Annotated in this window: 10 protein-coding genes; 3 read left to right on the top strand and 7 right to left on the bottom strand. The window is 66.6% G+C overall.

Features of this window, described 5'->3' with window-relative positions; genetic code table 11:
• Position 1: 1 nt before the first annotated feature.
• The 5 genes from AC5P60_RS10285 to AC5P60_RS10265 all read right to left on the bottom strand — a co-directional run bounded on the left by AC5P60_RS10285 (position 2) and on the right by AC5P60_RS10265 (position 4,776).
• Positions 2 to 1,174 (bottom strand): cystathionine gamma-synthase, encoded by a 1,173-nt coding sequence (locus tag AC5P60_RS10285; protein WP_495201737.1) that lies wholly within the window; start codon positions 1,172 to 1,174, stop codon positions 2 to 4.
• Between the two features lie 123 nt (positions 1,175 to 1,297).
• Positions 1,298 to 2,668: a pyridoxal-phosphate dependent enzyme gene (locus tag AC5P60_RS10280; RefSeq protein ID WP_483693460.1), complete on the bottom strand. Its 1,371-nt coding sequence runs from the start codon at positions 2,666 to 2,668 to the stop codon at positions 1,298 to 1,300.
• A gap of 300 nt (positions 2,669 to 2,968) precedes the next feature.
• Entirely contained in the window at positions 2,969 to 3,205 is a 237-nt protein-coding gene (locus AC5P60_RS10275) for an HP1242/YdcH family protein (protein WP_005407964.1), read from the bottom strand.
• Between the two features lie 324 nt (positions 3,206 to 3,529).
• On the bottom strand, positions 3,530 to 4,414 hold the full coding sequence (locus AC5P60_RS10270) for an OmpA family protein (protein ID WP_080240928.1): 885 nt from the start codon (positions 4,412 to 4,414) through the stop codon (positions 3,530 to 3,532).
• Positions 4,411 to 4,776, bottom strand: a complete 366-nt coding sequence (locus AC5P60_RS10265) for a DUF4398 domain-containing protein (protein WP_005407961.1) — start codon at positions 4,774 to 4,776, stop codon at positions 4,411 to 4,413. Before AC5P60_RS10265 ends, AC5P60_RS10270 begins: the two co-directional genes overlap by 4 nt.
• 121 nt (positions 4,777 to 4,897) lie before the next feature.
• Between AC5P60_RS10265 and AC5P60_RS10260 the strand changes: the two genes are divergently transcribed.
• From AC5P60_RS10260 to AC5P60_RS10250, 3 genes are all read left to right on the top strand, one after another.
• Positions 4,898 to 6,025 carry a PilT/PilU family type 4a pilus ATPase gene (locus AC5P60_RS10260; RefSeq protein ID WP_004141526.1) on the top strand — a complete coding sequence of 376 codons (1,128 nt, stop codon included), beginning with the start codon at positions 4,898 to 4,900 and terminating at the stop codon, positions 6,023 to 6,025.
• Between the two features lie 130 nt (positions 6,026 to 6,155).
• On the top strand, positions 6,156 to 7,439 hold the full coding sequence (locus tag AC5P60_RS10255; RefSeq protein WP_024957358.1) for a putative DNA modification/repair radical SAM protein: 1,284 nt from the start codon (positions 6,156 to 6,158) through the stop codon (positions 7,437 to 7,439).
• On the top strand, positions 7,420 to 8,880 hold the full coding sequence (locus AC5P60_RS10250; protein WP_059036186.1) for a UdgX family uracil-DNA binding protein: 1,461 nt from the start codon (positions 7,420 to 7,422) through the stop codon (positions 8,878 to 8,880). The genes AC5P60_RS10255 and AC5P60_RS10250 overlap by 20 nt, the downstream gene beginning before the upstream one ends.
• Positions 8,881 to 8,924: 44 nt before the next feature.
• Here AC5P60_RS10250 and maiA read toward each other — a convergent pair whose 3' ends face one another.
• Both maiA and AC5P60_RS10240 read right to left on the bottom strand, forming a co-directional pair.
• The gene (gene maiA / locus AC5P60_RS10245; protein ID WP_049452839.1) at positions 8,925 to 9,593 is read right to left on the bottom strand and encodes a maleylacetoacetate isomerase; all 669 of its coding nucleotides are present in this window, start codon (positions 9,591 to 9,593) and stop codon (positions 8,925 to 8,927) included.
• 14 nt (positions 9,594 to 9,607) lie between these two features.
• Positions 9,608 to 10,597, bottom strand: coding sequence for a fumarylacetoacetate hydrolase family protein (locus AC5P60_RS10240; protein ID WP_483693459.1), 990 nt, complete (start codon positions 10,595 to 10,597; stop codon positions 9,608 to 9,610).
• Between the last annotated feature and the right edge of the window lie 727 nt (positions 10,598 to 11,324).

Below are 11,324 nucleotides of genomic sequence, written 5' to 3'. Positions count from 1 at the left end.
TTCACACCAGCGCCCTCTCCAGATCCACCTGCAGATCCCCCAGATCCTCAACACCCACGCTCAGCCGCACCAGCGCATCGCTGATGCCCAGCTGCTCGCGGCGCGCGACCGGAATCGAGGCATGCGTCATCACCGCCGGGTGGTTCACCAGGCTTTCCACGCCGCCCAGCGACTCGGCCAGGGTGAACAGCTCGGTCTTCTCGCAGAAGCGCTTGGCCGCCTCGAACCCGCCCTTGAGCACGATCGAGACGATGCCGCCGTAACCAGCCATCTGCTTGCCGGCCAGTTCATGCTGCGGGTGCGACGACAGGCCCGGGTAGATCACCTTCTCCACCGCCGGGTGCTTTTCCAGCCACTGGGCCAGGGCCAGCGCGTTGGCGCAGTGCGCCTTCATGCGCAGCGGCAGGGTCTTCAGGCCGCGCAGGGCCAGGAAGCTGTCGAACGGGCCCTGCACGCCACCCACCGAGTTCTGCAGGAAAGCCATCTGCTCGGCCAGTTCGGCGTTGTCGCCAACCACCACCATGCCGCCGACCATGTCCGAGTGGCCGTTGAGGTACTTGGTGGCCGAATGCAGGACCAGGTCCGCGCCCAGCTCCAGCGGGCGCTGCAGCATCGGCGAGGCGAAGGTGTTGTCGACCACCACGATCAGGCCATGGCGCTTGGCAATGGCGGCCACAGCGGCGATGTCCACGATCTTCAGCATCGGGTTGGTCGGGGTCTCGATCCACACCATCTTCGTCTTCGGCGTGATGGACGCTTCAAACGCAGCCAGGTCGGTCAGGTCGACGAAGCTGAAATCCAGCCCGGCGGTGCGGCGGCGCACGCGCTCGAACAGGCGGAAGCTGCCGCCGTAGATGTCATCCATCGCCACCACGTGGCTGCCGGCGTCCAGCAGCTCGATCACGGTCGAGCTGGCCGCCATGCCCGAAGCGAAGGCAAAACCGCGGGTGCCGCCTTCCAGCGACGCCACGCAGCGCTCGTAGGCGAAGCGGGTCGGGTTGTGGGTACGCGAGTACTCGAAGCCCTGGTGCGCGCCCGGGCTGGACTGCGCATAGGTCGAGGTGGCGTAGATCGGCGGCATCACCGCGCCGGTGCTGGGGTCGGGCGACTGGCCGCCGTGGATGGCCAGCGTGGCCAGGGCCAGGGCGCGATCCTGGGAAGTAGCGTTGGACATGTTCTTTCCTGAGGGGCGCCGAAGCTCGGCGCCGTCGAAGGTGCGGAAGTCTATCAGCGCGGCCTTAACGACCTTTGACGCGGATAAACCGGGATTCAGCAGCGAACGTCTGCGATCAACGGCTTACTGCACGCGACGGCGCAGATAGTTCAGCAGGTCGATACGGGTGATCAGGCCCAGGAAGGCATTGCCGTCCATCACGATCGCCACCTGGCCGCGGTCGAACACCGGCAGCAGCGCCTCGATCGGCGACTTCACGTCCAGCCGGTCCAGCTTGCTGACCATCGCCGTGGCGACGGTGTCGCGGAAGCGTGCTTCGTCACCATAGACATGCAGCAGCACGTCGCTTTCGTCGACGATGCCGACCAGCTGGTCACCGTCCATCACCGGCAGCTGCGACACGTCGTACAGCTTCATGCGCTGGTAGGCGGTGGTCAGCAGGTCGTTCGGTCCGATCACGACAGTGTCGCGCTGGCCATACGGGCGCAGGATCAGGTCGCGCAGGTCGCCGTGCTGCGGGCGCTCCAGGAAGCCGTTGTCCAGCATCCAGTAGTCGTTGTACATCTTCGACAGGTACTTGTTGCCGGTATCGCACACCAGCACCAGCACCTTCTTCGGCGCGGTCTGCTCCTTGCAGTACTTCAGCGCAGCGGCCAGCAGGGTGCCAGTGGACGAGCCACCGAGGATACCTTCCTTGCCCAGCAGTTCGCGCGCGGTGTGGAAGCTCTCGGCGTCGCTGATGGCATAGGCCTTCTTGACGCGGCTGAAGTCGGAGATCGACGGCAGGAAGTCCTCGCCGATGCCTTCCACCAGCCAGCTGCCCGACTTGTCGTTCAGATTGCCGTCGTTGATGTACTCGGCCAGGATCGAGCCGACCGGATCGGCCAGCACCAGCTCGGTCTTCGGCGACAGCTTGGCGAAGGCGCGCGACAGGCCGGTCATGGTGCCGGAGCTGCCGCAGCCGAACACGATGGCGTCGAGGTCGCCGCCCATCTGCTCCAGGATCTCCGGGCCGGTACCGAATTCATGCGCGGCCGGGTTGTCCGGGTTGCCGAACTGGTTGATGAAGTAGGCGCCCGGGGTCTGCTCGGCGATGGTCTTGGCCAGGTCCTGGTAGTACTCCGGATGGCCCTTGGCCACGTCCGAGCGGGTCAGGCGCACTTCGGCGCCCATCGCCTTCAGGTTGAAGATCTTCTCGCGGCTCATCTTGTCGGGAACGACCAGGATCAGCTTGTAGCCCTTCTGCTGCGCGACCAGGGCCAGGCCCAGGCCGGTGTTGCCGGCGGTACCTTCCACCAGGGTCGCACCCGGCTTCAGGTCGCCACGCTGCTCCGCCGCCTCGATCATCGACAGGCCGATGCGATCCTTGATCGATCCGCCCGGGTTGGCGCTTTCGAGCTTCAGGTAGAGCTCGCAGACGCCGGTGTCCAGGCGCTGGGCCTTGACGATCGGGGTCTGGCCGATGAGTTCGAGGACGGAAGAATGAATGGGCATTCGGAGGACTTTCGGTTCGCGCCGCAGGGGGCCGGACCGATGATTATCCGTCGGATGGCGATGAATGTCAGGTCGGCGCGGAGACGGGCCGCAAGCCCGCAGAAAGAGATGCGGACGGCCCCGGATCGACGAGGAGACCGGTACCGCCCGCATCGGTGAGTTGTGCCTGCAGGCCAAGGCACCACCGCCTGTGGTGCCTTGGCGCGGCCGCCTCATCGGCGGTGCCGCGATGCCGGGGCAGGAGCGCCCGGCGGGGCCATCGATGGCCGGGTCACGCCGTTCCGGGCGTGACGGGGTGCGTCAAAGCGTGGGGGACGTCGTTGGGAGCGGTGTTTCGTACATTCGCAGAAGTCGTTGCTTGGCCAGCAGCTTCTCGCGCTTCATGCGACCCAGGGTGACATCATCGATCGGGAGTACACCCAACTCCGCGTCCATGCACTTCTTGTTCAACTTGCGGTGCTGGTCATGGAGTGCCCTGAACTCCGGATCACGCGCGCGACGTGCGTCGATCTCGCTCTGGGGCTGATCTTCAAACATGATGGACCTCCTTCGACAGATACACGAACGCCCCAGCCGCAAGGCACGGGGCGTTGTTCATGGAGGAGCGCCGGTCGATGGCCACCTGGACGCATGCAACGACCTGCGGCACTGGCCTGCGCACGTCGATCTGCTGCGGTTCGCGCCCTGCTTGCATCGGCCCGGCCCTCCCATCGTCCGGTCCGCGGCATTGCGTCCCGGACGATTGACCCTACGCCTGCTAAAGGCGGGGTACAAGACCCCTGCGTCAAAAAGACCGAACCCCGCCGGGGCGGGGTTCAGGCTGAATGCTCATCACAACGAAAAACAAACAATATCAAGCAATTACGGGGCGATGATGACCTCGGCCGAACGTGCCTGGGTGGAGGCCGCCTTCTTGCCGGCAAGCTGGATCCGGTTGCTCGCGACACCCGCCGCAACCAGGGCGTCACGCAGGGCCTCTGCACGCTTCTGGCCTACGCCGTTGGCACTGTCGTAAGCCTCGATGCGCAGGCGGCCCTTCTTGCCGATGTTCAGGTATTCGGCCAACGCCTTGGCCTGGTTGCGGGCGCCGCCGGACAGGCTGGAGGCGCCGGCGGCAAACGCATCGCCACGGAAGGTGAAGACCTCGCCGCGGCCATCGAACTTCGAGCCCGGCAGCTTCTGACCGGACACCAGCTCGGCTTCCTCGCGGGCCAGCTTGGCGGCATTCTGCTGGGCGGCGCTGAGGCGCTGCTGCTGCTTGCCGGCGACGCTGGTCAGGGCGTTCTCGGCGTCCTGGCGGGCCAGGGTCTCGGCCTCGGCGGCCTGGCGCAGGCGTTCAGCCTCCTCGGCCTGCATCTGTGCCTGCATGCGCAGCTGTTCGGCTTCCTGGCGGGCACGCGCGGCATCGCGGCGGCTGGCCTCGATCAGCAGGTCGCTGCGGGTCCGCTCCAGGCGGTCGACCTCGCGGGCGGCCAGCGCGGTACGCACCGCCGTCTCGGCGATCTCCACCCGGCGCTCGGCCAGGTAGGTGGCCAGCTCCTGGTCGCGGCGCTTGGCCTTGTCCAGGATGGCGATGGCCTGCTGGGCCTGCATGCGCTCGAAGGCGCCCAGCTCAGCGGTATCCGGGTTGGCCTGGATGGCCATCAGGCGCTGGCTCAGCTGCGCCACCATCGGGTTGTCGGCGGCCACGGCCAGGGTCGGCAGCGCCAGCAGCGCGGCCAGGGTTGCGGCAGTCATCGGCTTCACCGGCGATCCTCCCCGGTCGACAGCTGGCGTTGCAGCTGATTGACCTCGTTGCGGCGCAGCTGCAGCTGCGCGGTCACGGTGGCTTCCTCGCTGCGCACGCGGGCCAGGTCGGCATCGGCGGCGGCACGCAGGGCCATGGCCGGGGCATTCTTGCGCTCGCGGCGGTCGCCGGCGGCGCGCTGGGCCTGCTCCAGCCCCTGCCGGGCCAGCCCGATCAGGTCCGGGGCGTACTGGTCGGCATCGGCCTGGGTGGCCTTGTCGACCGCCTGCCGGGCCTGGGCCAGTTCCATCGCGCCATCCTGCGCCCAGGCGGGGGCAGACAGTGCGAATGCAAACGCCATCACATACAGGCTGTGGCGCATTCGTGCGAAGCTAAGTCGTTTCATTGGGGAGGCCGTACCGGTTGTCGGTTCACGGCCATTGTCGTCAAGCCGACACCGTGCTGGCAACGGGCGTCGGCCGTTTCGTTGGGGAAAATTCGCAATGGATATCGGCTACTTCCTGAAGCTGATGACCGAAAAGAACGCTTCGGACATGTTTCTGACCACCGGGGCACCGGTCTACATCAAGATCGAGGGGAAGCTCTATCCGCTGGGCAACACCGGCCTGCCGCCGGGCATGGTCAAGAAGATCGCCTACTCGCTGATGGACGAAGGCCAGGTGCCGCAGTTCGAGCGCGAGCTGGAACTCAACATGGCCATCGCCCTGCCCGATGCCGGTCGCTTCCGCGTCAATGTGTTCAAGCAGCGCGGCGAAGTGGGCATGGTCATCCGTGCCATCCGCAGCCGGATTCCGAGCATCGAGGAGCTGAACCTGCCGCAGGTGCTGAAGGACGTCATCATGACCCCGCGCGGGCTGGTACTGGTGGTGGGGTCCACCGGTTCCGGCAAGTCCACCTCGCTGGCGTCGATGATCGACCACCGCAACAGCACCACCACCGGTCACATCCTCACCATCGAAGACCCGATCGAATACCTGCACAAGCACAAGATGTCGATCGTCAACCAGCGCGAGGTCGGGCTGGATACCCATGCCTTCCACAACGCGCTGAAAAACGCGATGCGTGAGGCGCCGGACGTGATCCTGATCGGCGAGATCCTGGACGCAGAGACGATGGAAGCGGCGATCGCCTTCGCCGAAACCGGCCACCTGTGCCTGGCCACCCTGCACTCCAACAACGCCGACCAGACCATCGAGCGCATCCTCAACTTCTTCCCGGAAAGCGCGCACAAGAACGTGCTGATGAACCTGGCGCTGAACCTGCGTGCGGTGATCAGCCAGCGCCTGGTGAAGAACAAGGAAGGCCGTCGCCTGCCGGCCACCGAAGTACTGCTCAACACGCCGATGATCCGCGACCTGCTGCGTCGCGGCCAGGTGCACGAGATCAAGGCGGCGATGGAAGCATCGCTGGAAGAGGGCATGGAGAGTTTCGACCAGTGCCTGTTCCGGCTGGCCAAGGCCGGCACCATCGAACAGGAGGAAGCGCTGCGCGCGGCCGACTCGCGCGATGGCCTGGCGCTGAAGTTCCGCCTGTCCGAAGGCAGCAGCGGCGAGCATGACCCGTACGCAGATTTCTCGGCCGGCGCCCCCAGCATCACCCACGGCTTCTGACCGCACGAAAAGGGGGACGGAGGGGATTAAGTCGTATATGCACTTACGACTTGATCCCCTCCGTCCCCTTTTCCTGAAGAATTCAGGGGCCGTCTCATCCAATGAGACCCCTCATCCGTAGGTTTCCTCAATGGAAACCATCCGCAAGCTGGCCATTCTGGCCGATGCCGCCAAATACGACGCCTCCTGCGCCTCCAGCGGCTCGGGCAAGCGCGATTCGCGCGCCAGCGGCGGTATCGGCAGCACCGAGGGCATGGGCATCTGCCACAGCTATACGCCCGATGGCCGCTGCGTATCGCTGCTGAAGATCCTGCTGACCAACTTCTGCGTCTACGACTGCGCCTATTGCGTCAATCGCGTGTCCAGCAATGTGCCACGCGCGCGCTTCAGCGTGGACGAGGTGGTCACGCTCACCCTGGACTTCTACAAGCGCAACTACATCGAGGGCCTGTTCCTCTCCAGCGGCATCATCCGCAATGCGGACTACACCATGGAGCAGATGGTGGAGGTGGCCCGGCAACTGCGCGAAGAACACCGCTACGCCGGCTACATCCACCTCAAGACCATTCCCGAGGCCTCGCCGGAACTGCTGGCCAGCGCCGGGCGTTACGCCGACCGCCTGTCGATCAACGTCGAACTGCCCACCGAAGCCGGGCTGAGTGCCTTGGCGCCGGAGAAGACGGTGCAATCGATACGCGGCGCGATGGGCGAACTGCGTTGGCGCATCGAGGAAGCCAAGGAGGCGCGCAAGGCCCCCGCAGCGGTGGCGCCGACGGCCAGCCGCAGCGCACGCCCGCGCCCTCCCCGTTTCGCCCCGGCCGGGCAGAGCACGCAGATGATCGTCGGCGCGGACGGGGCCAACGACCAGCAGATCCTGGCCAGCGCCGACAGCCTGTACGGCAGTTACCGGATGCGCCGGGTCTACTACTCCGCATTCAGCCCGATTCCCGATGCCAGCCGGCAGCTGCCGCTGCAGCCCCCACCCCTGCAACGCGAGCACCGGCTGTACCAGGCCGACTGGCTGTTGCGCTTCTATGGCTACGGCGTGGACGAGATCACCGACACCACCCAGGGCGGAATGCTCGATCTGGATATCGATCCGAAGATGGCCTGGGCGATCCGCCATCCCGAACGCTTCCCGGTCGATCTGAACCGTGCACCGAAGGAAATGCTGCTGCGGGTGCCCGGCCTGGGCGTGCGCAATGCAGAGCGCGTGCTGATGGCGCGCCGGCACGGGCGCCTGCGCGTGGCGGACATCGCCCGCCTGAAGGCGCCGATGAGCAAACTGCTACCGTTCGTGCTGTTGGCCGACCATCACCCGCGCAAGGCATTGGATGACCCGGCCGCGCTGCGAGCACAACTGGCCCCGCCGCCGCGCCAGGGATCACTGTTCGATGCACCGCCGGCAGCCTGACGCGCCGCGCTGGTCGCAGCGGGTGGATCCGCCGTGGTCGCTGCAGGCCTGGCGCGACGGCGCGCGTGATGCGCTGCTGCGGGGCGTGCGGCCCGAGCAATTGGACTGGCTCGAAGGCGGCGAGGCTTCGCTGCTGGATGCGCCGCCGGTGCAGCAGGCACCGGTGGCGGCACAGGCAAGCGTTCCCGGCGTCCCGCGCGAATTCCTGGAACTGGCCGACACCTGCCTGTGCCATGGCGAACCGCAGCGCCTGTCACTGCTGTACCGGCTGCTGTGGCGGATCACCCATGGCGAACGCGCGGTGCTGACCAATCCCGCCGATGCCGATGTGCTGCGTGCGATGACATTGGCCCAGGCCGTCCGCCGTGACACGCACAAGATGAAGGCATTCGTGCGCTTCCGCGAGGTGCCTGGCCAACCTGATGCGTTCATCGCCTGGTTCGAGCCACAGCACCACATCGTCGACCGGGTCGCGCCGTTCTTCGCACGCCGCTTCACCGGCATGCGCTGGGCGATCCTCACTCCTTCGCGCAGCGTGGCGTGGGATGGACAGGCGCTGACCTTCGGCCCCGGCGCACGCCGCGAGGACGCCCCGGCCGAGGATGCGCGCGAGGCCCTGTGGCAGACCTATTACGCCAGCATCTTCAATCCGGCCCGGCTCAACACCCGGATGATGATGCAGGAGATGCCGGCCAGATACTGGCGCCACCTGCCCGAGGCGCAGCTGCTGCCGCGCCTGGTGCGCGATGCGGGCGATCGCGTGCAGGAAATGCATGACCGGCCCGCGCAGGCACCCCAGCGCAGGATTCCCATGCGTGGGGACGCTGCGGCAGCGCGCCCAGATACCGCCAGCCTGCAGACGCTGCGACAGCAGGCCAGCGCCTGCCGCCAGTGCCCGCTGTGGGAGACCGCCACACAGACGGTGTTCGGCCAGGGGCCGGCCGATGCGCGGGTGATGGTGATCGGCGAGCAGCCTGGCGATACCGAGGATCTGCGCGGCCAGCCGTTCGCCGGCCCTGCCGGCCAGTTGCTGGACCGCGCATTGGCCGAGCTGGGAATCGATCGCGCCACGCTGTACCTGACCAACGCGGTGAAGCACTTCCACCATGAGCGGCGCGGCAAGGTAAGGCTGCACAAGCGGCCGGAAAGCCGCCACATCCAGGCCTGCCGGCCGTGGCTGATGGGCGAGATCGCGCGCGTGCGGCCGCAGCTCATCGTCTGCCTGGGCGCAACCGCGGCAGCCTCGGTATTTGGCCGTGATTTCAATCTGTCGCGCGACCGTGGACGCTGGCACACGCTGGAGGAAGGCACCCGCGGCTACGCCACCGTGCACCCGGCGTGGGTGCTGCGGCAAGGCGATGGCGCGCGCCGCGAACGGGCTTATGCACTGTTCCGCGATGATCTCGCGCAACTGCTGCAAAAAGGGGACGGAGGGGACTAAGTCGTGAATGCACTTGCGACCTGATCCCCTCCGTCCCTCTACTTTCAGGCTGCGTCGGGCTGGTTTTCCGGGCGCGCGCGGTCGAAGGCGTCCAGCGCCTGGCAGGCGGCCTCGATGCGGCGAAGGGTCGGGTACGGCGCAAGGTCCAGGCCGAAACGATGGGCGTTGTACAGCTGCGGCAGCAGGCAGAGGTCGGCCAGCCCGGGGCGGTCACCGTGGCAGAAGGTGCCGGTGTCGCGGCTGTTGGCCAGCATCGCCTCCATTGCCGCGAAGCCCTCGGCCATCCAGTGCAGGGTCCACTGCATACGGGCATCGGCCGGCAGCTGCAGACTGCGTTCCAGGTACTGCATCACCCGCAGATTGTTGATCGGGTGGATGTCGCAGGCCACCAGCTGGGCCAGTGCCCGCACCCGCGCGCGGCCGGCGGCGTCGGCCGGCAGCAGCGGTACCTGCGGAAAGCGCTCGTCCAGGTATTCAAGGATCGCCAGCGACTGGGTCAGCACATGCCCCTCATGCAGCAGGGTCGGCACCTGCTGCTGCGGGTTGAGCGCGCGATAGGCGTCCAGGTGCTGCTCTCCGCCGTCGCGCGCCAGATGCACCGGCCGGGCCTCCCAGGCCAGGCCCTTCAGCTCCAGGCCGATGCGCACGCGGTAGGCGGCGCTGGATCGCCAGTAGGTGTACAGCACGATGCCGTCGTCGACCGGAATCTCCATGGCCGCCTCCATGCTCAGGGCTTGGCGGCCTGTTCGATGCGCTGCTCGATCGCACCGAAGATGCTGTTACCGGCGGCATCGAGCATCTCGATGCGGACCACGTCGCCGAACGACATGAACGGCGTGCTCGGCTTGCCGTCGCGCAGGGTTTCGACCACGCGCTGCTCGGCGAAGCACGAGGCACCCTTGCTGGTGTCTTCATTGGCGATGGTGCCCGAGCCGACGATGGTGCCGGCGCCCAGCGGACGGGTCTTGGCCGCATGCGCGACCAACTGGGCGAAATTGAACTGCATGTCCACGCCCGCTTCCGGTGCACCGAACCACTTGCCGTTGATGTGGGTCAGCAGCGGCAGGTGCACCTTGCTGTCCTGCCACGCAGCGCCCAGTTCGTCGGGGGTGACGAACACCGGCGACAGCGCCGAGCGCGGCTTGGAATGCAGGAAGCCGAAGCCCTTGGCCAGCTCGCCCGGAATCAGGTTGCGTAGCGACACATCGTTGACCAGGCCGACCAGCTGGATGTGGCCCGCAGCCTGTTCCGGGGTGGCCGCCATCGGCACGTCGTCGGTGATCACCACGATCTCCGCTTCCAGGTCGATACCGTACTCCTCGCTGACCACCTTGACCGCATCGCGCGGGCCGTAGAAGCCGGCACTGGTGGCCTGGTACATCAGCGGATCGGTGTAGAAGCTCTCCGGCACCTCGGCGCCACGGGCGCGGCGCACGCGCTCGACGTGCGGCAGGTAGGCACTGCCGTCGACGAATTCATAGGCGCGCGGCATCGGCGCGGCCAGGGCCTGCGGGTCGAGGTCGAACACGCCGTCGGCGTCGCCGGCATTGAGCGATTCGTACAGGGCGTTCAGGCGCGGCGCGATGTGGCTCCAGTCTTCCAGAGCCTGCTGCAGGGTGGCGGCAATGCCGGTGGCGCGCACGCCGTGGCGCAGGTCACGCGAGACGACGATCAGGGTGCCGTCGCGGCCGCCTTCCTTCAAAGAACCAAGCTTCATGGGTGGGTGTCCGGAGTCGTGGGCAAACAAGTTTCAAGTGTAATCAAATCTGCGGCGGCGCCAAGCTGCAGCGCGGCATCGGCCCACCCTACCGTAGTGGGGGGTTCGGCAGGGCTTGCAGCCCTGCACCTGCAGAAGCAACGGCAACGTCAAAAGCCTGCATTCCGTGGGATGGCGGGGACGTGTGAGTGGACAGGACACGCCGTAAACCCATCCGTGGGGGCTCGATGGCGCCATCCATGGCGCCAACGGTCCTGCCCACCCACACCGCCCCACCCCCGACAGGTTCCCAATGACTGATCGAACATCCACATCATTCATCGTCGAGATCCGTCAGACACCGAAATTGATCGAATGAGATTCGACAGATCGCGGAAAACTGTCGAAGGCGGGGTGGGTCCGGTGACAGGGGCGTGAGCCGCATGGATGCGGCGACCGAGCTTACATGGACGTACTTGCAGCGCCCCCTGCCACCGGACCCACCCCGCCTACCCACAGGAACCCGGCCTTTGACGTTGCTTCAGCCTCTGCGGGTGCAGGGCGCAGCCCTGCAGAGAGAACCCCTACCTGAACAGGTCTTTTTGCGTGAAGTCTCAAACATCGTTTAGACTTGCACGGTCTGCAGCGGCCGTCCGTTTCCCTCCGGGATCGCCGGCGACCAGGATCCGCCCTCTTCGCCCGCCCCCACTCCGACGCCGTTCGTCACGCATTCCAGCCTGCGCTTCGT

This window comes from Stenotrophomonas sp. YJH_SMC_120 (genome assembly GCF_059368675.1).
The sequence above is the reverse complement of the archived record's forward strand: the minus strand, read 5'-3'. Positions and strand labels throughout refer to the sequence as shown.